The organism is Pseudomonas sp. B3(2017), from assembly GCF_002113595.1.
Taxonomy (GTDB): Bacteria; Pseudomonadota; Gammaproteobacteria; order Pseudomonadales; family Pseudomonadaceae; genus Aquipseudomonas; species Aquipseudomonas ekonensis.
The window spans coordinates 1-21,894 of the sequence record NZ_NEIU01000006.1 but is presented as its reverse complement, the minus strand read 5'-3'; the positions used below and the strand labels follow the sequence as shown (position 1 = coordinate 21,894).

The 21,894-nt window shown below is 65.9% G+C and carries 15 protein-coding genes and 1 rRNA gene; 2 read left to right on the top strand and 14 right to left on the bottom strand.

What is annotated here, in order from left to right; all coding sequences use genetic code 11:
• Window positions 1-46: 46 nt before the first annotated feature.
• From CAG33_RS10575 to CAG33_RS10555, 5 genes are read right to left on the bottom strand one after another with little or no spacing between them, the layout of a single operon-like run.
• Window positions 47-1,249, bottom strand: a complete 1,203-nt coding sequence (locus CAG33_RS10575) for a beta-ketoacyl synthase N-terminal-like domain-containing protein (RefSeq protein WP_371857678.1) — start codon at window positions 1,247-1,249, stop codon at window positions 47-49.
• A 2-nt stretch (window positions 1,250-1,251) separates the two neighbouring features.
• Window positions 1,252-2,547 carry a beta-ketoacyl-[acyl-carrier-protein] synthase family protein gene (locus CAG33_RS10570; RefSeq protein ID WP_085638304.1) on the bottom strand — a complete coding sequence of 432 codons (1,296 nt, stop codon included), beginning with the start codon at window positions 2,545-2,547 and terminating at the stop codon, window positions 1,252-1,254.
• Window positions 2,544-3,596: a beta-ketoacyl synthase gene (locus CAG33_RS10565; protein WP_085638301.1), complete on the bottom strand. Its 1,053-nt coding sequence runs from the start codon at window positions 3,594-3,596 to the stop codon at window positions 2,544-2,546. Before CAG33_RS10565 ends, CAG33_RS10570 begins: the two co-directional genes overlap by 4 nt.
• Before the next feature lies 1 nt (window position 3,597).
• Entirely contained in the window at window positions 3,598-4,872 is a 1,275-nt protein-coding gene (locus tag CAG33_RS10560) for a beta-ketoacyl-[acyl-carrier-protein] synthase family protein (RefSeq protein WP_085638298.1), read from the bottom strand.
• Between the two features lie 8 nt (window positions 4,873-4,880).
• Window positions 4,881-5,450, bottom strand: coding sequence for an acyl carrier protein (locus tag CAG33_RS10555; RefSeq protein ID WP_085638295.1), 570 nt, complete (start codon window positions 5,448-5,450; stop codon window positions 4,881-4,883).
• Window positions 5,451-5,981: 531 nt separating this feature from the next.
• Here CAG33_RS10555 and CAG33_RS10550 point away from each other — a divergent pair.
• Entirely contained in the window at window positions 5,982-6,332 is a 351-nt protein-coding gene (locus CAG33_RS10550) for a cupin domain-containing protein (protein ID WP_003221437.1), read from the top strand.
• A gap of 100 nt (window positions 6,333-6,432) precedes the next feature.
• Here CAG33_RS10550 and mmsB read toward each other — a convergent pair whose 3' ends face one another.
• Both mmsB and CAG33_RS10540 read right to left on the bottom strand, forming a co-directional pair.
• A complete protein-coding gene (gene mmsB, locus CAG33_RS10545) occupies window positions 6,433-7,320 on the bottom strand; it encodes a 3-hydroxyisobutyrate dehydrogenase (RefSeq protein ID WP_085578320.1) in 888 nt (295 codons plus the stop codon).
• Window positions 7,321-7,330: 10 nt separating this feature from the next.
• Window positions 7,331-8,857, bottom strand: a complete 1,527-nt coding sequence (locus tag CAG33_RS10540) for a CoA-acylating methylmalonate-semialdehyde dehydrogenase (protein WP_085578318.1) — start codon at window positions 8,855-8,857, stop codon at window positions 7,331-7,333.
• 149 nt (window positions 8,858-9,006) lie between these two features.
• Between CAG33_RS10540 and CAG33_RS10535 the strand changes: the two genes are divergently transcribed.
• The gene (locus tag CAG33_RS10535) at window positions 9,007-9,954 is read left to right on the top strand and encodes a LysR family transcriptional regulator (RefSeq protein WP_085578316.1); all 948 of its coding nucleotides are present in this window, start codon (window positions 9,007-9,009) and stop codon (window positions 9,952-9,954) included.
• Here CAG33_RS10535 and CAG33_RS10530 read toward each other — a convergent pair.
• The 7 genes from CAG33_RS10530 to rrf form a co-directional block, all read right to left on the bottom strand.
• Complete coding sequence (locus tag CAG33_RS10530) at window positions 9,951-10,403, bottom strand: OmpA family protein (RefSeq protein ID WP_170929987.1); 453 nt, start codon at window positions 10,401-10,403, stop codon at window positions 9,951-9,953. The two genes, CAG33_RS10535 and CAG33_RS10530, sit on opposite strands and share 4 nt — an antisense overlap.
• Before the next feature lie 47 nt (window positions 10,404-10,450).
• Window positions 10,451-11,719, bottom strand: a complete 1,269-nt coding sequence (locus tag CAG33_RS10525) for a diguanylate cyclase domain-containing protein (protein ID WP_085578312.1) — start codon at window positions 11,717-11,719, stop codon at window positions 10,451-10,453.
• The gene (locus CAG33_RS10520; RefSeq protein WP_085578310.1) at window positions 11,716-12,291 is read right to left on the bottom strand and encodes a YfiR family protein; all 576 of its coding nucleotides are present in this window, start codon (window positions 12,289-12,291) and stop codon (window positions 11,716-11,718) included. The genes CAG33_RS10525 and CAG33_RS10520 overlap by 4 nt, the downstream gene beginning before the upstream one ends.
• A 120-nt stretch (window positions 12,292-12,411) precedes the next feature.
• Complete coding sequence (gene recD, locus CAG33_RS10515) at window positions 12,412-14,520, bottom strand: exodeoxyribonuclease V subunit alpha (protein ID WP_085578308.1); 2,109 nt, start codon at window positions 14,518-14,520, stop codon at window positions 12,412-12,414.
• Window positions 14,517-18,203, bottom strand: coding sequence for an exodeoxyribonuclease V subunit beta (recB, locus tag CAG33_RS10510; RefSeq protein WP_085638291.1), 3,687 nt, complete (start codon window positions 18,201-18,203; stop codon window positions 14,517-14,519). The genes recD and recB overlap by 4 nt, the downstream gene beginning before the upstream one ends.
• Window positions 18,200-21,652, bottom strand: a complete 3,453-nt coding sequence (gene recC, locus CAG33_RS10505; RefSeq protein ID WP_085638287.1) for an exodeoxyribonuclease V subunit gamma — start codon at window positions 21,650-21,652, stop codon at window positions 18,200-18,202. Before recC ends, recB begins: the two co-directional genes overlap by 4 nt.
• 153 nt (window positions 21,653-21,805) lie before the next feature.
• Window positions 21,806-21,894, bottom strand: a 5S ribosomal RNA gene (gene rrf, locus CAG33_RS10500); the annotation flags it as partial.

The window sequence follows — 21,894 nt, the reverse complement described above, 5'->3', positions numbered from 1 at the left end:
TATCCCTTGGGTAAAAAACGAGAGGCGATGCATTGCGTTCGGGCGGTCAGTCGGCCGCCCGTAAATCGAGTCGGTAACAGGCGCTGAAGCCGTTGGTGTCGCGGTTGACGATCAAGCAGTCGTGCAGCACCGCATCCCGGTGTCCGCCGGCCACGAACGGCATGTGCGGATCCACCGGCTGCTCCAGGCCGATGACCGGCGGCACGCACTGGGCGACCAGGGCCTGGCGGGCCAGGATCAGATCGACCAGGCTCGGCGCACCGCTGAGCAGGCCGGTGACCCCGACGCCGCTGGTGATGTGCGCGGCGCCGGTGCGGGCCAGCGTGCGGGCCAGGTCGGCGTCCTGCTGCGGGTCGCCGCTGGCGCTGCCGATCAGCAGATCCGCTTGCCGATCCGGCAGGTTCAACGACTCCAGGCGCGGGTGCGCGGCCAGCTCCGCCAGGCAGACCTGCGGCCCCGGCGGCAGATCGTCGGCACGGCGCAGGATCAGCGCGGCGGCACCTTCGCCGGCGATCCCGCCGCCGCCCTGACGGTCGAACGCGCGCAGGCTCACCGGCCCGTCGGTGCCGATGGCCCCGGCCTCGGCCAGGGCGGCCAGCGCCAGCGGGTCGAGTTCACTGCCGGCACCGACCACGATCGCGGCATCGATGCGTCCGCTTTGCAGGGCCGCCCGCGCCTCGCGCAGAGCGGCCTGGTTGCCGGCAACGCCCTGCATGTAGGCGTTGCACTCGCACTCCAGCTTCAGCGCCAGGCTGACGATGCCGAGCAAGCCGTTGCTCAGGCTCTTGAGCACCAGGAACGGATCCAGCGCGCGCTCCTGCAGCACCCGCTGCGCCAGGCGCTGCATGTCGGCACCGGAGGCGTCGCGGCACTCGTCCAGCAGTTCGCCGTAGGACGCCACCGACGGATGGGTGTAGCCGCCCTGGCAGCAATAGAGTCCATAACGCAGGCCGTCGGCGCCCGGCTCAAGCCCCGCCTCGGCCAACGCCTGGCGCACGCTGCTGACGCCCCAGATCACCGCCGGCGGGCAGTAGCGCTGAAGGTTCTGCGGAACATCCTGACGGCTGCGCTGGTGCGCCTGCTCGCTGACATGGCCGAACGCGGCGATCCGCTCGCTGCGAAACAGGGGCGAGCTCAACGGCACGATGCCGCTGCGCCCCTCGACGGCGGCCGACCACAGGTGCTCCGGGCCCCGGCCGCTGGCCAGCACGCAACCGCTGCCGGCGATGGCAACCTGTACAGAGTCCATGTTCATTGTCCTTGCTCCCGGTATTTGCCAAGCGCCAGCGAGGTATTGAGGCCACCGAAGCCGAAGGAATTGCTCAGCGCAAAATCCACCCGGCGGCTGACCGCTTCGCCGGGGCAATAGTCGAGGTCGCACTGCTCATCGGCGTGGTGCAGGTTCACGGTCGGCGTGACCAGATCGTTCAGGCAGGCCAGGGCCGTGACAATGCATTCCGGCGCGCCGGCCGCCGCGATCAGGTGGCCGAACTGCGATTTGTTGGCGCTCACCGCCAGCGAACGGTAGTGGCGCTGCTCGGCGAACACGCTTTTGATCGCCAGGGTTTCGGCCACGTCATTGAGCGGCGTGGACGTGCCGTGGGCGTTGATCAGGTCGATCTGCGCGGCGCGCAGTCCCGCGTCGTCCAGCGCCGCCTGCATGGCCAGCGCCGCACCCCGGCCTTGCGGTTGCGGCGCGGTGACCTTGTAGGCGTCCAGGCTGCTGCCGAAACCGAGCACCTCGGCATAAGGCGTCGCCCCGCGCGCCAAGGCGTGCTCAAGGCTTTCGAGCACGACGAAGCCGCCGCCCTCGCCGGCGATCAGGCCGCTGCGGTCACGGTCGAACGGACGGCACAGATCGGCGCCCCAACGCTGCTCGCCCGACGCGGCGCCGAGCAGGTACAGCGCGGCCATGGTGTCGAGATTGAGCACCGAGTCCGCGCCGCCGGCCAGCGCCACGCTCACCTCGCCGCGGCGGATCATCTGGAACGCGTTGCCGATGGCCTGGGCCGCGCCGGCGCAGGCGCTGCTGATGTTGATCACCGGGCCTTCGCAGCCCAGGTCGTCGGCGATCACCCGAGCCAGGCGGTCGTTGCCCTGACGCAGCGAACCTTCTTCGCTCACCTGCGCCGCACGGTTCATCAGGTGCGACCAGTCCGCCTCGCGGCCGTCCGGGGCCTGGGCCAGCAACATGTCGGCAAGCATGTGCTGAGGCGCGCCGGACGCGCACAGCACGGCCGCATCGCGCAGTTGGTCGGGCGTCAGGCGACTGTCGGCCACCGCCTGGGTGGCGGCCACCCAGCCGAACCGACTGCGTCGCTCCAGCGGCATGTCCCAGGCCGGATGGCCTTGCAGCCGCTGCGGCATCAGCGCCATGTCGACGGCGGCCGCGTAGCGCACCGGAAACGGTTCCTCGCCGAGGTCTTCCGGTTGCCAGGGGCGCACGCAATGTTCGCCGCCGAGCATCTTTTCCCACAGGGTCTGCCATTCGAAACCGAACCCGGTCACGGCCCCCATGCCGGTAATCACAATCCGTGTCGCGCTCATGCGTACTTCTCCATGGGTTCACAGGCCAGCAGCAAGGCGCCCCAATGGCCGCCGCGACTGTGGCTGACCAGCAGCGTGTAGCCGGGCTCCACCGCTTCCAGGCTTTGGTGCAGGGTCAGGGCCGCTTCGGTCAGCAGCGTGCTGGCGCCGAGGTCGCCGGTCATCGGCAGGATGCTGCGCACCGCCCTCGGCGGCGCGTCGAACAGCGCCTGCCAGTGCGGGTCGCCGGCATTGCCCACGACCAGGCCGACATCGCCGGGACGCAGCCTTTCCTCGCTCAACGCCTGTTCGATGACCCGCCGCCCGACCGCTTGCGCCCGCTGCGGATCGCGGGTGTAGCCCCGGGCGAATCCGGCGACGCGCAACACCTGCCCGGCACCGGAGGGAGGGCTGGCGGACAGCAGCAAGGCAGCGGCGCCTTCACCGTGGACCGGCTCGCCCGACGGATCCGCCTCGCGCAGGTACAGCGCCGGCGTCAGGTTCGGGCTGCTGCTGACCACCAACGCCGCATCGGCGTTCTGCTCGCCGATCTGGCGGCTGGCTTCGATCAGCGCATCGAGTCCGGCGTTGTCGCCGGAACAGAAACCGCCCATCGGCCCTTGGCATTGCAGCGCTTCGGCGACGTAGGCCATCACGCTGCTGTTGAGCAAGGTCAGCGCGTGCAACGGCGGCGTATTGGCCAACAGTTGCGCGACTTTTTTCTGCGGTTGCTCAGCGATGGCCCGCACCGCGTCCCAGCACGGGCTCGGCGCGTCGACCTCCGGAATCGCCGCCGTCAGGGCGATGCGCTCCGGCGGCAGGTTCAGGGCCGCAAGCGCCGGGGCCAGGCGGGCGGCGCAGTGCAGCAGGCGCAGGCCCTGGGGCTCGACGCTGCGTTGGATCTTGCGGTCGAACAGGTTGCCGGCCAGGCGCGGCGGCGCCAGCGCAAACGCCCGACGCTCGGCGTCGAAGGCCAACCGTTGCGCCGACGTCGGCGCGCCCAACAGATCGGCGCATTCGCTGCCGGCGGCGTTCAGCACGGCTGCCGCATGGATAAAGACGCTGTTCATCTCACGCCCTCCCCAGCAGCAGCGAACTGTTGATGCCGCCGAACCCGAAGGAATTGGACATCACCACGCTGATCGACTGCTGCAACGGTTCATCCAGGAACCGCAGCGCCGGGTAGTCGGCACGCTCGGGCTCATAGTTCAGCGTCGGCAACAGCACGCCGTCACGCAGGCTGATCAGCGACAGCACCGCCTCGATTGCGCCGCTGCCGGCCAGGGAATGGCCGACGGCGGACTTGTTGGCGGTGTAGGTCACATGGTCCTGGACATCGCCGAACACGCGCTGCAGGGCCAGGGCCTCGCAACTGTCGTTGGCCTGGGTGGACGTGCCGTGGGTGTTGACGTGCTGCACGGCGCTGCTCAGCAGGCCGGCGTCTTCGATTGCCGCTTCCATGCATTCCTCGTATTTGCTGCCGTCCCGGCTGCTGGAGGTCATCTTCTGGGCCTCGCACACGTTGGCGTAGCCCAGCACCCGACCGAGCACCTTGGCCTTGCGCCGGCGGGCATGCTCGGCGGATTCGAGCACCACCAGGGCCGCGCCTTCGCTGAGCACGAAGCCGCTGCGGTCGGGCATGAACGGCCGGCTCTGCTCGCTGGCCGGCAAGTCCGCCTGACAGATCGCGCCAAGGCTGTTGAACATGTAGTAAGGCAACTCGTTGGCCATCAACTCCACAGCGCCGCACAGTGCCAGATCGATCTCGCCGCGCTCGATGGCCCGGAACGCGCTGCCGATGGCCATGGTGCCGGCGGCGCAGGCGTCGGAGTGGGTCGAGACGTGATCGCGGATGCCCAGACGGTCGGCCAGATCCTGAGTCTGCTGATCGACCCGCCGGGCAAACGCTGTGCCCGACGTCGCCGGACGCTCCAGCAGCCGGTCCAGGTCGACCTGACCCGCCTCGTCCATGCAACGGGCGACCCATTGCAGGTCATGGCTGTCGGCACAGTACTTGTTGGCGCCCAGGAACAGCCCGCTGCGGCTGCGGGCGAAATCCGCCGGCGTCAGGCCCGCATGCTGCAAGGCCTGCCGGGCGACATAGTCGGCCAGCACGCTTTGCCGCGGATGCTGCGCTGCGTTGCCGCCGAACCCCGCCGTGATCCGCTGCCACTGCTCGTCATCGATGAACCCGGCCGCACTGTTGCGAAACCCCAGCGCCTTGAACCATGGATGCTCGCGGACACAGGATCGCTTGCGGCTGATCCGCTCGAACAACGTGGCGGCGTCCAGCGCCATCGGCGCCGCCAGGCCGTACCCGCTCACACAGACTTCTCGTGCCCGCATGGGAACTCCTAAACCGCTTCTTTGACGTGGGAAGCCACAAAGCGCTCGACCAGTTGGCGGGACACCTCATCGCCGTCGGCCGGCGTCAGGCGCGCGCTGCAAGCGCTGCACACCACTTGCTGACGCTCGTTCAGCACGGCTTGATGGGCATTGCAGTCGGGGCAGGCCTTGGGCAGGTAGTTGAAGAGGTTGCGGCACTGCTGCGCCCAGTTGCGCACGGTGGTGGCGGCAAACACCTGGGCCGGTTGCATGCCGGCGTGGAGCTGGTCCGGGGCATAGGCGCTCAGGCTCTGCTCCAGCAACGCCTTGCCGCTTTCGGTGATGCGGCCGTTGGCCAGGAACTCGCTGGCGTCACCGCACACGGCAACGGCGTGATCCAGCACGCTGGTCTTGGGCAAGGTGCAGCCGTACTGGCGACCCAGCTGGAAGCTGAGGTCGACGATGTCCAGAGAATCGGCGCCCAGGTCTTCGACGATGCTGCTGTGCTCGTCGATTTCATCGGCGCCCATCACCAACAGTTGCGCAAGGATTTCGCGGGTGCTGGCAATGACGTTTTCCAAGTCCAATGGATTGTTCATCTTTATCTCCGTATATGTCGTGATTACTTCATGGATTCCGTCCGTGAAAAGTAACTTTTCCCACAACAACTTCTCACGCGGCGGCAATCTAAACTCTGACCTTAAGGGGAGAGTCAACGGACTTTCCGAAGTTTTTCGACCACTTGGCACGGACATACAAAAGAGCCTGCCCATCGCACCCCAATGGTGCAAACCTCAGGAGACACGACACATTTACTTAACAGAGACGGTATACGGTATGGCGCCGGCGCTGCTTCGCCAGGTGCTGCCGGTCGAACTAAAGCACTAACTTGAGCAGGCACTCTCCAGACGCATGAAGAAACAAAACCGGACAATTAAATAAGTTATAACTTCAGAACTTTTGCTCCACATCAATTCGACCTTCGCGCAACGCCCGGCGTCAGGAAGAACAACAGGGCCTGCGGCGCAACTGCGTTTATGGGCAACTGGATGTCGAGCGCAGACAACAGCACAGACACCACGCGCTATAGGGTGCGGATTCCTTTCGTCCATTCCATTGCCGGAGTCCCCATGACCGCCACCGCCCCCATCACCGTTCTGCGCGACACCCACCCGCTGCCGGTTCTCGACGCCTGCAAATGGGAGAAGCTCGAAGGCGATCCGCACACCGTCAACCTCAACGCCTACACCAGCGAAGACGGCAGCAAGATCATGGGCACCTGGATCTGCACGCCGGGCAAATGGCGGGTGGATTACGTGAAATGGGAGTACTGCCACTTCCAGGAAGGCTATTGCATCATCACCCCGGACGGCATGGCGCCGATCCATCTGCGCGCCGGCGACATCTTCGTGGTCGAGCCGGGCATGAAGGGCACGTGGGAAGTGGTCGAGACCGTGCGCAAGTATTTCGTGTTCGCCTGACGCAAAAAAGCCGGGAGACCGCCCGACGCGGTTTCCCGGCAACACCTACTGCATTCTGACTGTCACTGCATCTGCAGCACTTGAGGCGTGGGGCTGACGACTACTGCGGCTTGCGGTAGCTGTTGACGATCGCCGAGAAGTCCTTGCCGCCCTCGCCGCGCTGGCTCATCGCCTGGTACAGCTGCTGCGCCACCGCGCCGAGCATCACCGGCTGGTGCGCCTGCCGCGCCGCTTCGGTGGCCAGGCCCAGGTCCTTGAGCATCAGCTCCGCACCGAACCCGCCGGTGTAGCCGCGCGAGGCCGGCGCCGTTTCGACGATGCCCGGCCACGGGTTGTACATCTCCGAACTCCAGCAGCGCCCGGTGGAACTGTTGATGATCCCGGCCAGCACAGTGGTGTCGATGCCCAGCGCATCACCCAATGCCATCGCCTCGCTGACCCCGACCATGGAAATGGCGAGCAGCAGGTTGTTGCAGATCTTGGCGATCTGGCCGGTGCCGACCTCACCGCAATGCACGATGTTGCGGCCCATTTGCGCCAGCACCGGTTGCAGGGTGGCGAACAGCTCCGGCGTGGCGCCGACCATGAAGGTCAGCGTACCGGCCGCCGCGCCGCCGGTGCCGCCGGAGACCGGCGCGTCCGCCATGGCCACGCCTTGCTTGGCGGCCGCAGCGGCCACATCGCGGGCGGTCTGCGGATCGATGGTGCTGCAATCGACCGCCGGCACGCCTTTGCCGATGCCGGCCAGCACGCCGTCCTCGCCCAACCAGACGCCGCGCACATGCACGGCGGCCGGCAGCATGGTAATCACCAGCTCAGCGTCCTTGGCCGCGTCCTTCGCGGTCGGGCGGATGGTGCCGCCCAGTTGCTCCAGTTCCGCCAGCACGGTCTTGTTCAGGTCCACCAGGTTCAGCGAGTGGCCGGCCTTGATCAGGTTGCGCGCCATCGGCGCGCCCATGTTGCCCAGCCCGATGAATGCGATTTTCATGGCCGGTTCCTCAGCGCAGGTTGATGGTGGTGTTCGGGCCGTCGTTGACGCTGTCGTCGTCGAACCAGCGCGCGGTCACGGTCTTGGTCTGGGTGTAGAACTGCACCACTTGCTTGCCGTACGGGCCGAGGTCGCCGAGCTTCGAGCCGCGCGAACCGGTGAAGCTGAAGAACGGCACCGGCACCGGGATCGGGATGTTGATGCCGACCTGGCCGACGTCGATCTCCGCCTGGAACTTGCGCGCCGCCGCGCCGCTCTGGGTGAACAGGCCGGTGCCGTTGCCGAACGGGTTGGCGTTGACCAGCGCGATGGCCTGGTCAAGGGTGTCAACTTCCAGCACCACCAGCACCGGGCCGAAGATTTCCTGGGTGTAGATCTGCATGTCGGTGGTCACCCCGGAGAACAGGGTCGGGCCGACGAAGTTGCCGTTCTCGTAACCCGGCACGCTGATGCCGCGGCCGTCCAGTTCGAGCTTGGCGCCTTCCTTGACGCCGCTTTCGATCAGGTCGAGGATCCTCGCCTTGGCCTTCTTCGAGATCACCGGTCCCACATCGGTGCCCGGCTCGCTGCCGGCGTTGACCTTGAGCTTCTGCGCCAGCGCCTTCAGGTCGGGCAGCCATTGCTTGGCCGCGCCCACCAGCACCACCACCGAGGTGGCCATGCAGCGTTGCCCGGCCGCGCCGAAACCGGCGCCGACCAGCGCATTGAGCGCCTGCTCGCGGTTGGCGTCCGGCAGCACCACGGCGTGGTTCTTGGCGCCCATCATCGATTGCACGCGCTTGCCGTGCTTGCCGGCCAAGTCATAGACGTGGGTGCCCACGGCGGTGGAACCGACGAAGGAGACCGCCTTGATGTCCTTGTGGGTGCACAGGCCGTCCACCACGTCCTTGCCGCCATGCACCACGTTGAGCACGCCGGCCGGGATGCCGGCCTCGATGGCCAGTTCCACCAGCAGCATCGTCGACAGCGGATCCTGCTCGGACGGCTTGAGCACGAAGGTGTTGCCGCAGGCGATGGCCATCGGGAACATCCACAGCGGAATCATCGCCGGGAAGTTGAACGGGGTGATGCCTGCGCAGACGCCGATCGGCTGGCGCAGGGTGTAGGTGTCGACGCCGCCGGCGACGTTCTCGGCGAACTCGCCCATTTGCAGGGAGCCGATGGAGCAGGCGTGCTCGACCACTTCCAGGCCACGGAAAATGTCGCCCTCGGCGTCGGCGATGGTCTTGCCCTGCTCGGCGCTGAGCACCACGGCGATGCGCTTGGAGTGCTCGCGGATCAGGGCCTGCAGCTTGAGCATGATGCGCATGCGCGCGCCGATCGGGGTCAGTTTCCAGGTCTGGAAGGCGCGCTGGGCGGCGCTGACCGCGGCATCGACTTCGGCGGCGGTGGCAAACGGCACCCGGGCCAGGACTTGCTGGGTCGCCGGGTTGACGATGTCGTGCCACTCGGTGGTCTGCGATTCGACCCATTCACCGTCGATCAGCAGCTTGACCTTCTGGACCGTGGTGTCGTTGGGCGTGAGCGATGCGTTCATGCTGGTCTCCGGAACTTGTTTTTATCGTGGGAGCCAAGGCGAAAGGTGCGCCTTGGAAGGAGGCGTGTGCCGCACATTGGTTGTCGGACCGTTTTTGGAGTATAGATGTGCAAACTTCTAATAAGAACGCACATATAAGCCCGTCCATCATGCAAAAAAACATCACCTCGCTGGGGTCGCTGAACTGGGACGACCTCAAGTTCTTCCTCGAAGTCGCCCGCACCCGCAAGGCCAGCACGGCAGCCAAGCGCCTGGCGGTGGACTACACCACCGTGTCGCGGCGCATCGGTTCGCTGGAGGCGGCGCTGGGCACCTTGCTGTTCGAGAAGTCGCGCACCAACGGCTTCGTGCTGACCGCCGAAGGCCAGCGCCTGCTCAGCTACGCCGAATCGATCGAAAGCACGCTGCACATGGCCTGCGAGCAGGTGTCCGGCTCCGGCGTCGCGCTGTCCGGCCATGTGCGCATGGGCTGCACCGAAGGCTTCGGCAGTTTTTTCATCACCCCGCAGTTGAGCCGTTTCGTCGATGACTATCCGGCGATCTCGGTGGACATCCTGCCGCTGCCGCACTTCATCAGCCTGTCCAAGCGCGAGGCGGACATCGTCATCGCCCTGGAGCGGCCGGAGCACGGGCCTTACGTGTGCTGCAAGCTCTGCGACTACCGCCTGCAGCTGTACGCGACCCAGGAATACCTCGACCAGCACCCGCCGATCCGCCGCCCCGCGGACCTGAGCCAACACCGGTTCATCAGTTATGTGGACGACCTGGCGTTCAGCTCCGAGCTGCTCTACCTGGCCAACGTGCTACCCGGCGCCAACGCGCACCTGCGCAGCACCAGCGTGATCGCCCAGTTCGTGGCGGCGCAGCAAGGGCGCTCGCTGGCGATCCTGCCGTGCTTCCTCGCCGCACAGGATCCGCGCCTTTTGCCGGTGCTGCCGGAGGAAATCGACATCACCCGGCAGTTCTGGATGTACTGCCGGGAGGATCTTCGCAAGTTGAAGCGGATCACCCTGTTGTGGGATTACATCCGCGAAGTGACGGAGCGCAACCAGGCGCTGTTGATGGGGGAAAGCCGCGAGATGCGCTTTGCCGATTAGTCGGCACTGACCACGATCGACACCCGGCGGTTTTCGTTGCGGCCGGTGGCGGTGGCGTTGGACGCCACCGGTTCGCTGCTGCCCAGCCCGCGCAGCTGGATGTTCTCTTCTTTCATGCCGACGGTTTTCAGGACTGTGCTGACGCTTTTGGCGCGGCGCAGTGAGAGTTGCTGGTTGTAGCCCTCCTTGCCCGAGGCGTCGGTATGGCCGTCCACCCGCACCCGCTCGATGCCGACGCCGGTCAGTGCCTTGCCGATGCGCTCGACGATCTCGGTGCTTTGCCGGTTCAGGCTGTCGTCATCGCTACCGAACAGCACCTTGCCCGACAGGCCGAACTCCCAGCCGTCGTCGGTCAGTTCGAAGCCTTGCTGCTTGAGCACGGCGATCTGCTCCGGGGTCAGGCCTTTGGGCGGAACGGACTGGCAACCGGTCAGGGCCAGAACGGCCATCAGCAGCAAACTGGCAAACAATCGCAGGGGAAGTGAGAACACGGGATTCAGCTCCTGGTTTGAAGATTGACGACCGGATCCTCCGACCCGGCGGTGAACTGGGCGCCGCGGGACAGGCGCTTGGCCTGGTACATCGCCCCGTCGGCGGCATCGAGCAGCGCGCCGGGGGTGGCGCCATGATCGGGGTAGACCGCGATGCCGATGCTGAGCGACGTCACGACGCTGGTGTCGCCCGGCAAGGCGATGGGCATGTCCATGCTGGCGAGGATCTTGTCGGCGATGCGCTCGGCGTCTTCGGTCTTGTGCAGGGGCGTGAGCAGGACAGCGAACTCGTCGCCGCCCAGGCGCGCCACCAGATCCTCTTCGCGCAACTGCGCCCGCACCCGGTTGGCCACCGCCACCAGCACCGCATCGCCGGCCGCGTGGCCGAAGTTGTCGTTGATGCTCTTGAACCGGTCGCTGTCGAGAAACAGCACCGCCACCCGCTCATGAAGCTTGTTGGCGCTGCGCAGGGCGCGGATCAGGCGGCCTTCGAAAAAGGCGCGGTTGGGCAATCCGGTGAGGCTGTCGTGGCTGGCCTGGTGGGCGAGGGTCTCGTTCTCGCTCTGCAGGTGCGTCTGCCACGACTCCAGCTCATCGAGCAGGGCATTGAAGTCGTTGCCCAGATTGTCGAGCTCGGCGATCCGCGCCGGCGGCACGCGCCGGTCCAGTGCCCGCTCGCTGCGGGCGGCGTGGGCGACGGCGGCGAGGCTGTGCAGCGGGCCGATGATCCCGCGCAACTGGCGGCGGGCCAGGTAGAGCGCGACCCAGGCGCTGATCGCCGTGCACAGGATGATGCCCGCCAGGCCGCTCAGCAAAAAGCGCATCAGGTTGCCGCCGTGGCCGGTGAGCAGAATGCGGCCGATCTCGCGGTTCTGATGCAGGATCGGCAAGTTGATGGGCTTTTCCAGGATGGTGCGGGCGAGTTGCATTTCCAGTTCGGAGATCAAGCCGTTTTCCGGGCGCTGCCAGCGGGCGAGCAACTGGCCTTCCTCGTCGATCACCTGAGCATCCGCCACCTCTTCGGTCGAGGCGATCAGCGCCAGCGCCTCCGTGGCGGCCGCCTTGTCGTCGAACACCACAGCGGCTTCCACGGTGTAGCTGATCGAACGGGCGATCAAGTGCAGGTTATGGTCGGCGTAGACCCGCAGCGCCAGCACGCCCAACAGGGTCAGGGAAACGCTGGCCATCGCCACCGCGACCAGCGCGACGATCAGATGACCACGGCCGATCACCGCGCCGAGGGCCGGACGCCCCATGGATCGTTTGCGCTTCATGGCACCGCCGACTTGCGTCGAGACAGTTGCAGCACGCTCGGATGGATGCGCACGCCGCTGCGGGCCACGGAATCGAGGTTGACCTCGAAGGACACCTGCTCGTCGCCGACCCGCAGGCAGAACAGACTGCCGACCGTGCACTGGTCGCCGCCCTCGCTGATGCTCAGCACCGGATGGCCGGTCAAGGAGGCGAACAGGCGACTGCGTTCTTCTGCCGTGAGTTTGCCGATGTACACCGCATCGCACTCGCCGGCGATGGCCGGGCTGTCGGCCAGCAGCCGGCGCACGACCACCGGACGTCCCGTGGCCTGCGTGGTGCCTTTGACCAGGTCATCGGTGTATTCGGTGGGACCGACGATGCACAGACGCAATTGCGCCGGCTCGACCGGCCAGCGCGCATAGCTGAGGATGCCCAGGACCACCTGAGTGACCGACTTGGCCCGTTGCTCGGCCATGCCCGCCGGAGACTGCGGTTGGGCGACCGCCATGCCCGTCAGCAAACAGAGCAGGCCCACAAGCAACGCTTGCTTGCAGCCAACCACGCGCTCTGTGGCCCAGACAGCCAGCTTCATGCAGGGATTCTCTTGGATCGTCACAAAATGATGCCGCAACGATAGCACAGCGCAGGTACACCAGCGAGACGCCAGCCCCCTGACCGGTCGGTCAGTTCGCGCAGCCAAACGCCGCTGTCTTCACGCGCTGTGCCCGATCCCCTCCTCCAGTTCCAGCATCAGCCCGCTCAGTCGCTTGACCTTGCGTTGCACGGCCTCCTCGAACACGCCCTCTTGAGGTTCTATCAGGGTGAACCAATGCTTGGCCCGGGTGATGCCGGTGTAGATCAGCTCCTTGGTCAGCACCGGATTCAAGGCATCCGGCAGGATAAGGGCCGTGTGGGCGAACTCCGAGCCTTGGGACTTGTGCACGGTCATCGCGTAAACGGTCTCGACGTCGTTGAGCCGGCTCGGCAACACGAACCGCACGCCGCCGCGCCCGTCATTGCGCGGGAACGCCACCCGCAGCAGCGGCTTGCCCGCGTCGTCGCCGTCCTGCCCGGGCAACGACAACGCGATGCCGATGTCGCCGTTCATCAGGCCCAGCCCGTAATCGTTGCGGGTCATCAGCACCGGGCGCCCCTCGTACCACTGCTGGTCGCTTGGGATCAGGCGCGCCTTGAGCAAGGCCTCGGCGATGCGCAGGTTCAAGCCCTCGACGCCCCAAGGCCCCTTGCGCACGGCGCACAGCAGCTGGAAGGTGTCGAACGCCTGCAGGACTTCGCGCGCCCAGTCGGCCCATGCCGGCTGCTCCAGGGGCGTCCCCGCAGCCGGACGCCGATCGCGCAATACGTTCAGATAATGGCGATAGCCCTGGGGGCCCTCACCTCGCCCGTCGAGCACCAGGCGTTCCAGTTGATGGTGTTGCTCGTTCTTGAGCTGCAAGGCGAACACATCGCTATTGTTGCCGGCAGCGAGCACCCGTCGAGCCTCTTCCGGCATTTGCTGATTGACGCACCGTGCGAGCTGGCCGATGCCGCTGCCTTCGCCGAAACGCCGCGAGTGACGCAGCATCACCACCTGCTGGGCCAGCGGATACACCCCTTGGGTGTCCTCCTGAAGGCCGCTGTCCTGCAGGGACTCGCCGCTGACCGACTCCAGCCAGCACCGGGTCTCGGGGCTGTACCATCCGTTCTCGGCATCGCGGCACAGATCCCCCAGCACAGCCCCGGCCTCGACGGAGGCCAGCTGATCCTTATCCCCCAGCAACACCAGCCGAGCCTGGGGCGGCAAGGCATCGAGCAGGTTGGCCATCATCTCCAGATCGATCATCGACGCCTCGTCGACCACCAGCACATCCAGCGGCAAGCGGTTGCCTGCATGGTGACGGAAGTGCCGGGTGCCGGGCCGGCTGCCGAGCAAACGGTGAACCGTGGTCACCTCCGTGGGGATCTTGTCCCGGACCGCTTCCGGGACTTTCAGCGATTGCACCTGCTGGCTGATGGACTCGGTCAAGCGCGCGGCCGCTTTGCCGGTGGGCGCGGCCAGACGGATCCGCAACGGCTGACCGGCCGTCACCGCCGGCGCCTGGAGCAAGGCCAACAGACGCACGACCGTCGTGGTCTTGCCGGTGCCGGGCCCTCCGGTGACGATGCTGAAGGCGCCCCGGACCGCCAAGGCACACGCCAGTTTCTGCCAGTCGACCACGGCGGATCCCTTCGCCGCGCCGAACAATCCATCGAGCTGCTGCGGCAGGTCGTCCGGGGTCGTTTCGGGCTGCGCGAGACGCAGGCGCAACGCGACATCGATGCGCCGCTCGTAGGACCAGTAACGCCGCAGGTACAGACGCTTGCCGGACAGCACCAACGGACGCTGCAACGCCGCTACGCCCGTATCGGCCGCCAACGCCACCAACGGGCTGCCGGCCAGCACCTTGCACCAGTGGGGCCCCTCGACCGTGGCGAGCAACTGCGACGGCAACAGCCGCGCGCCCGTCTGCACATCGCCTTCGGGCGGCAGCGACAGGGCGAAGTCCGGCGCCTTGAGGGTTTCGAACACGTCCAGGCACACATGCCCGTGGCCGAGCTGGTGACTGGTGAGCGCCGCGGCAAGCAGCACCAACGGATCCCCCTCGGGCGCCAGCTCGTGAAGGAACGCCACAAATGCCTTGTCCAGTGCACGAAGCCAGCCGCGCTCGACCCAACGGGTCAGCAGGATCAGCAAGTCATCGGCACAGGTCAACGGTGCCAGGCCGGCCAGGCTGTCGGCGGCGAGCGGTGTGGGCAGCAGATCGGCGAACGTGCGGCTCATAGCAAGACTCCCTGTTCCCAGGCCGGTTCGCTTCTGGGTTCCGGTTTGCCCTGGAACATCCGGTCGAGGCGTTCGATCAGCTCCCGCGGCGGCCGAGTGAAGTATGCGCCCCGGCTGTTCGCCCGGCTGCCGCGCAGAAACAGGTACAGCGCACCGCCGACATGCCGGTCGTAGTCGTAATCCGCCAGACGGGCCTTGAGCTGGCGGTGAAGCGCCAACAGGTACAGGACATATTGCAGGTCGTAACGGTTGTCGAGCATCGATTGCTCCATCGCCTGATCGGTGTAGGCGGTGTCGTCGGCACCGAGCCAGTTGGACTTGTAGTCCGCCACGTAGTAACGGCCATCGTGTTCGAACGTCAGGTCGATGAACCCCTTGAACATACCGTTGAGCTGCACCTCTTCGGCGGCGGCCCGTGCCACGCCACGGTGGGTGAACTGGCGCACCAGGCCATCCAGCTTCGCCACGTCGACCTTGTGGCTGGCGAACCAGAACTCCATCTCCACCCGGTACTGGCGCAACCCTTCGAGCACCACCGGCGGCTGTTCGCCAACGGGCAGGGGCGACTTGAGCAGGTGCCGCAACCATTCGCTCAAGGTCACGATCCAGGACTCCCAGCCACGTCGGCTGCAACGCCTTGCGACCGCATCCTTCAGCGCGTCGCCGGACACGGCAAAACCTTCCTCGCCCGCCCACTCCAGAAGGCCGTGCAGGAACGTTCCCGGATTGGGGCCACGGGGGAAACGGTGGATATCGGCGCCTCCTTCGACGGTCTCCTGTGGCGCATCGGGGTCGAGGCGCTCATCGTCGAACAGCTTCTGCGCCTGCGGACTCTCGGGCGCTTCCTCCGGGCCGTCGCTCAACACATCACTGATGCGCAAGGCGCTGTAGGACGCGATCCACCAGTTCTCGCTGGCTCTGCGTGCCGGCATCAGCACCGGACGCAGCGTCGCGTCGTCGCCCGGAGGCTGGTAATGCTCGTCGGTCGCCAGGGGCATCGCCTCGAGACTGAGCGAGGAGTTGCCTTGCCGCAGATCCTCCAGCCACCGGGTCAATCCTGCGGACTCGGCCAACGGCGTACCGCCGCCCAACAGGTAACCCAATGCGGACAGGTGCAGCACCGAACCGTTGCTGTTGCCGCGTTTGAGATCCGTCACCCCCAGCCAGCAAGCATGCTGCGCACGGGTCAGCGCAACGTAGAGCAGGCGCAGATCCTCCGCCAGACGTTCGTCGTCCGCCAGGGCGACCAGCTCCGCCGTGGGTTTGAGGCTCACCTGCGCCTCGCCCTGTGCATCGTGGTAATGCAGCGGGAGACGGCTGCCGTCCACCGGTTTCGCCGAGCAGATGAACGGCAGAAAGACCAGCGGATACTCGAGCCCCTTGGATTTGTGGATGGTCACCACCTTGACCAGTTGCTCATCGCTTTCCAGGCGCAGGATCTGTTCCTCGCCCGCCTGCCCGGACAACACCAGATGCTCGGCCAGGTGCCGGATCAGCGCCTGTTCGCCGTCCAGTTCGGCGGCGGCCTGCTGCAGCAGCTCCGACAGATGCAGCAGGTTGGTCAGCACCCGCTCCCCGTCGCTGCGCGCCATCAATGTCTGCGGCAGACGGAAGTCGTGCAGCAGTCGCCGCAGCATGGGCAGCACGCCTTGCTTGCGCCAGAGTTCACGGTATCCGCGAAACTGCATCACCCGGTTTTCCCAGGCCCGTTCGTCACGGTTGAGGCGCTCCAGCTCCAGCAGCGGCAGGTTCAGCGTGACGCAGGCCAAGGCCGCCTTGAGCGAGCGTTCGACGTCCGGTTCGGCGCAGGCCTTAAGCCAACCGAGCAGGTCACGGGCCTCCTGGGCGGCGAAGACCGAGTCCTTGTCCGACAGGTAAACGCTGCGCACGCCGCGTTTCGCCAGTTCGTCGCGCACCGCCTTGGCCTCCTTGCCGTCGCGCACCAGGATCGCGATGTCCGCCGGCCTCAGCCCCCTGAATGCCTTGCCCTCTTGCGCGAAGCCCACTTGCCCGGTCTGCCCGCCATTGAGTCGGAACACGATCTCACTGGCGCAGGCCGCCGCGAACTGCTGGCGATAGACCGCACCGGACAAGGGCTGATCGACGGACAACTGCCAGAGGTTGAGCGCAGCGACATCCTGCCCCGACACTTGCAGCCGCTCCTTTCGCCCCTGGGCCTTCACGGACTGGAACGGCACCGGGTTGTCACCGTCCTTCTCCCGGAACAGAAACGCGCCTCGCCCTCCCTCCCGGGATTCGGCATGGTCGAACACATGGTTCACCGCATCGACCATGCCGTGGCTGGAGCGGAAGTTGGTGTCCAGCGTATGCCACCGGCCGGCGGTGGCCTGCCGGGCCCGCAGATAGGTGTGGATGTCGGCGCCGCGGAAGGCATAGATCGCCTGCTTGGGGTCGCCGATCATGAACAGCCCGGTCTCGGGATCGTTGTCCCCGATGCGGTAGATGCTGTCGAAGATCCGGTACTGCACCGGGTCGGTGTCCTGGAACTCGTCGATCAGGGCGACCGGGAACTGCTCACGGATCAGCGTGGCAAGGCGCTCTCCGCCGTCGGCACGCAGTGCCGCGTCCAAGCGCAGCAACATGTCGTCGAAGCCCATCTCGGCCCGGCGGCGCTTCTCGGCCTCGAAGCGGGCACCGACCCATCCGGCGGCATGCACCAGCACGGCGGCATCAGGCGTGGGCAACGCGTCGAGGCTCGCCTTGAGCGTCAACATGGCCTCCAGCCCAGGATGGCTTGGAGGTACGCCTTTCCAGGCCTCGGCCATGCCATCGGGGGTGAGACGGGTGAACCCTGTGCCGATGTCGAGTTGTTCGAGCGCCTCGTCTTCGGCCCACGCCGTGAGCTTCTCGAACCACGGTTCGAAGTAGCGGGCCTGCATCTTGCGGCCGTCGACCGCTTTGCCCGCAACGCCCTGGTGGCAGATCGCAAGCAGCTCGGGGGCCCAACGCCGCCAAGGCGTTTTCAGCTCAAGCATCGCCGCTCGCCGTTGCTGCAGGCATTCTTCGATCAGTTCGGCAGGCGTCTTGCTCTCGTCGCTTTCACGGACGCTGGACAGCAGGCCCCGTATCCGCGGCAGCAAGGCCGCAGGCCCGCCCCAGTTGCTGCGCACCCAGTTCAGGGCATCGCCTTGCATCGGATAGCAGAACAGACGCCAGTAATCGCGCAGCACCTCGGCGAGCAGCTCTGTGTGGTCGGTCTCCAGCGTCTGGGTGAACAAGCTCCCGCTGTCGAAGGCATGCTCGCGCAGCATGCGCTGGCACCAACCGTGGATGGTCGACACGGCGGCCTCGTCCATCCACTGCGCGGCGACGTCCAGGCGACTGGCGCAGCCAGGCCAGCGCTGCGGATCGAACTGTTCGCGCAGGGCTTCGATCAAGGCGTCCGGCGCCGGCGTCTCGTCGCGGAAGAAGCGCGCGGCATCGGCCAGGCGGGTGCGGATCCGCTCACGCAACTCTTTGGTGGCGGCATCGGTGAAGGTCACCACGAGAATCTGCGGCGGCAGCAGCTCACGGCCGAAGCCTGACTGCTCGCCCCCATGGCCGAGGATCAGCCGCAGGTAAAGCGCAGAGATGGTGAAGGTCTTGCCGGTGCCGGCACTGGCTTCGATCAGCTGGCTGCCATGCAACGGAAAGGTCAGGGCCAGAGGCGTCTTTGCGGTCATGGACGGTTCCCCTCTTCGCTCAACGAACGCCAACCGGCCTCAAGCAATGGGCGATACAAGGCACCGCACCAATCCGGAAAGGTTTCGTCGGCCGCCAACGCATCGAAGTCAGCGAACTGACGGACGAGGGCCGGGCTTTCGCCCCGCTCGCCCTCGCTGGTCAGGCCGTCCCCTTCATAGGCCTTTCGGGCAGCGGCTTCGGCCTTGAGCGGATCGCTCTGGGTCAGCCACGCGAAAGCAGTCTTCACGGCGACGGGCAGCGGCTGACGCATCCCCGTCTGCCAGGCAAGCAGCATGTCCTCAAGGATCCGCCAGGCGCTGTCCGAAGCGATGGGATCGAGCAGCAGCGAGTCATCGCTGGCCACCAGTGCGGTCGTCAAGGACACGCCGTTGGCACAGGCCAACACATGATTGACCCACGGTTTGGTCAGACGATGCCATTTGCGGTTCCTGACCGATCCGATGCCGTTGGGGATGGTGGTGACGGACAGAAGCCCGCCGTCCGCCCGCTGATGCAGTCCGCCAAGCCATCCCTCAAGGCGCAGCGCCTGCCATTCGAGACTGACCGGAATGGCGCCCGTCAGCGGCGTCGGCCACAAGGCCAGCAACTGCCCATAGCGTTGCAGCAGGTTCGGCAGCGGCTCGATCAACTCCCGCTGCAGGCACTCGCCGAACCCGGCCATCGGCAACAACCCGCTGTTCTGCAGACGACGGGCCTGCGTCTCCAGCGCCGTTGCCGCGTCGTCCGGGTGCCCCAGTGCGGCTTCCAGCAGGTTGTCGCTCAGGGTGTAGCGTTGCAAGGCGTCCAGCACGAAAGGTTCTTCGTCCGCCAGTGGCGCCTGGGCAGATTCAAAATGGACCTTGAGCCTTTGGGTAAAGAAATGGCGAACCGGATTGCGCAGAAAGTCCTGCAGCAACGCCGGGCTCAGGGGCTCCTCCGGCACATGGGGCTCAAGCATCGGCGTGACGGCGCCGGGTTCCTGGCGCTCATGCAGAGTCCGCCATTCGCTGGCATAGCTGAACAGCGCTCGCCCTTCCTGAAAGTAGCGCGAACTGAATGGCTGCAGAGGATGTTCCTCGGTGAGGACGTGCACCAGGCTCTCGGCAGTGTCGCCCAGGTGCCAGCCGCTGGCGATATGGTCGCGCAACTGACCGATCAGAACGGAAGGAGGACGTTCGCTGTTGTCGCGAATGCTGCGTCCGACCCAACTGATGTAGAGCTGATGACGCGCGGACAGCAGGGCCTCGAGCAACAGGTAGCGGTCGTCTTCGCGTCGCGAACGGTCGCCCGGCCGGTAGTCGCTGCCCATCAGGTCGAAATCCAGGGGAGGCTGCGCCCGCGGATAGTCTCCGTCGTTCATGCCCAGCAGGCAAACGAGCTTGAAAGGAATGGCGCGCATCGGCATCAGTGTGCAGAAGTTCACGGCACCGGCGAGAAAGCGCTGGGACAAACGCCCCTGATCCAGCCCCGCCAGCCAGGCTTCCCGAACGACGGTCAGTGGCAGCTCGTCCTCCAGCCTCACAGCGTCGCAGGTTTCCAGCCAGGTCTCCCGCAGATCCTCGAGCTGGGTGATCAGGTACTCATCGTGTTCATCGCCGGCCTTGAAGAACACTTGCATCAAGGCCTGCAACCGGCGCCCCCACTCCTCAGGTCGCGCTGGCTGCATGAGCTCCCGGTGGGCAAGCTCCAATGCATCCAGCAGGGCGACGAGGGGGCCGATCAGCGCAGCGTCCAGGCCGCCGATCTCATCGTAAGGCTCGATCTGTTCGTAGGCATCGGAATGTCCGACCGCGTAACCGAGCAGCATCCGGCGCAAACCGAAGCTCCAACTGTTTTGCTCGAGTTCGCCCGGAAGGCCCAGTCCGGCACGCTGCCGGGCGTTCAGGCCCCAACGTACTCCGGCACCTTCGATCCAGCGGTGCAAGGTGGGCAGATCACGCTCGTGCACCCCGAAACGCAAGCGCAAGGCCGGCACATCCAGCAGATCCAGGATCTCGCTGACCGGGAAGCGGCTGTCCGGCAGCTTGAGCAGATGCTCGACCGCGATCAGCAGCGGCTCGCGTCCGCGCTGGCCCTGGTCCGTCAATGTGAAAGGAATGAAACGCGGGTCGCGGCGGTCGAGTTGGCCGAACACCGCCCGGATGTGGGGCGCATAGCTGTCGACGTCAGGCACCATCACGATCACGTCGCGGGGACGCAAACCGGGGTCGGCACTGAAGCGGGCCAGCAACTGGTCGTGGAGAATCTCCACCTCACGCTGGGCACTATGGGCGACGTGAAAACGGATGGACTCGTCCTGCTCCGGAACAACGGCGGGCCAACGCTCACGCGTCTCATTGAGGGGGCGCAACTCGAGGATGTCGTCCTGCAATTGATTTAGCAGCGTATGGGGCTGCGTTTCGCTGAACAGGTCGATGCGCCCATCCCGAAAGGCCGCACGGTAGCTGTCGGGCTCATCATAGCTGTCGAGCAGGTTGATGTAGTCGCGCCCTTGCTTGCCCCAGGCGGCCAGCAGCGGATGGGCATGCTGATGCAGGGAATCCGGATCAAGGACCACGGGCATGCCGGTCTTGCGTGTCTGACGCTTGTACTGGTGCCGCAGCAGGTCCTTGTCGGCGACGATGTCGGCCCAGTGGTGCCGGCACGGGTTGTGGACACACAGCAGCACCTGACTGAAACGGGCCAGCCCTGCCAGCGCCTCCAGAACCTGGGCGGGCAGCGAAGAGATCCCGAAGACGATGACCCGGGGAGGTATGGCGGCAGGCGCGCTCTCAAGGTTGTTGATGCGCTCGATGAACCGTTGATGAACCCCCGCCCGACTCTGGGCCATGCCCTCTGCACCTACGTCGTCGAGCAACGCACGCCAAAGCTCGGCTTGCCAGCAACTGGCCGGCGGCAGCGGTTTGATCTCGCCTCTGACGCTGCGCAGTTGATGACGGCCCTCGGCCCAGTCCTCGAGCCAGTCGGCACGGTACACCTGGTATTGGTCGAAGAGATCGGCGAGGCGCTCGGAAAGCTGATAGCGCTTACGCAAGTCGGTGTCACGGGTGAGGAATCGCTGAAGCGGCTCGAAGTGCGGTCGCTCGATGACCTGCGGCAGCAGACGCATCAACCGCCATGTCAGCGGGGCTTTGTCGAGCAAGGACTTTGCCGGAATCTCGTCCCGCCCCAGCACCGTACGGTAGAGCTGCCACATGAAGCTGCCCGGCAATTGTACGTCGATGGCGGCGGCGATGCCGCAACCGCCCGAGTCATCCTCGCCGGGCTCCTCGGCCAGTGCCAGCTTCAGCCACTGGGCGATGCCGTTGCTTTGCACCAAAGCGATCTCATTCTCCAGGGGTGCCAGCGGATAACGCCGCATGACGCTCACCACCAGACTGCGCAGCTCGTCCAGGCTGTTGCTCTGAACAACCATGAATGCAGGGTTGAGGGACTGGGCGTCCGGCATGGAGGATTCCTTGGAGAAGAACAAAACCAGGGCAGAACATTAGCACTGTCGACTGATTGTGACAGCCGGACGGAGGCTGGGTGTGCTGTACGAACTTTCCTGCGGGCAAAACAAAACCCCAACCGCTTTCGCAGTTGGGGTTCCGGAATTTAATCTTGACGATGACCTACTCTCACATGGGGAAACCCCACACTACCATCGGCGATGCATCGTTTCACTTCTGAGTTCGGGATGGGATCAGG

What these genes read in the sequence shown, in the direction of transcription:
- CAG33_RS10540 (WP_085578318.1), bottom strand. Translation starts at nt 8,857, where the DNA reads ATGAACGCATCGCTCACGCCCAACGACACCACGGTCCAGAAGGTCAAG.
- recB (WP_085638291.1), bottom strand. Translation starts at nt 18,203, where the DNA reads ATGACCGCAAAGACGCCTCTGGCCCTGACCTTTCCGTTGCATGGCAGC.
- CAG33_RS10535 (WP_085578316.1), top strand. Translation starts at nt 9,007, where the DNA reads ATGCAAAAAAACATCACCTCGCTGGGGTCGCTGAACTGGGACGACCTC.
- recD (WP_085578308.1), bottom strand. Translation starts at nt 14,520, where the DNA reads ATGAGCCGCACGTTCGCCGATCTGCTGCCCACACCGCTCGCCGCCGAC.
- recC (WP_085638287.1), bottom strand. Translation starts at nt 21,652, where the DNA reads ATGCCGGACGCCCAGTCCCTCAACCCTGCATTCATGGTTGTTCAGAGC.
- CAG33_RS10525 (WP_085578312.1), bottom strand. Translation starts at nt 11,719, where the DNA reads ATGAAGCGCAAACGATCCATGGGGCGTCCGGCCCTCGGCGCGGTGATC.
- CAG33_RS10530 (WP_170929987.1), bottom strand. Translation starts at nt 10,403, where the DNA reads ATGGCCGTTCTGGCCCTGACCGGTTGCCAGTCCGTTCCGCCCAAAGGC.
- CAG33_RS10570 (WP_085638304.1), bottom strand. Translation starts at nt 2,547, where the DNA reads ATGAGCGCGACACGGATTGTGATTACCGGCATGGGGGCCGTGACCGGG.
- CAG33_RS10555 (WP_085638295.1), bottom strand. Translation starts at nt 5,450, where the DNA reads ATGAACAATCCATTGGACTTGGAAAACGTCATTGCCAGCACCCGCGAA.
- CAG33_RS10520 (WP_085578310.1), bottom strand. Translation starts at nt 12,291, where the DNA reads ATGAAGCTGGCTGTCTGGGCCACAGAGCGCGTGGTTGGCTGCAAGCAA.
- mmsB (WP_085578320.1), bottom strand. Translation starts at nt 7,320, where the DNA reads ATGAAAATCGCATTCATCGGGCTGGGCAACATGGGCGCGCCGATGGCG.
- CAG33_RS10550 (WP_003221437.1), top strand. Translation starts at nt 5,982, where the DNA reads ATGACCGCCACCGCCCCCATCACCGTTCTGCGCGACACCCACCCGCTG.
- CAG33_RS10560 (WP_085638298.1), bottom strand. Translation starts at nt 4,872, where the DNA reads ATGCGGGCACGAGAAGTCTGTGTGAGCGGGTACGGCCTGGCGGCGCCG.
- CAG33_RS10565 (WP_085638301.1), bottom strand. Translation starts at nt 3,596, where the DNA reads ATGAACAGCGTCTTTATCCATGCGGCAGCCGTGCTGAACGCCGCCGGC.
- CAG33_RS10575 (WP_371857678.1), bottom strand. Translation starts at nt 1,249, where the DNA reads ATGGACTCTGTACAGGTTGCCATCGCCGGCAGCGGTTGCGTGCTGGCC.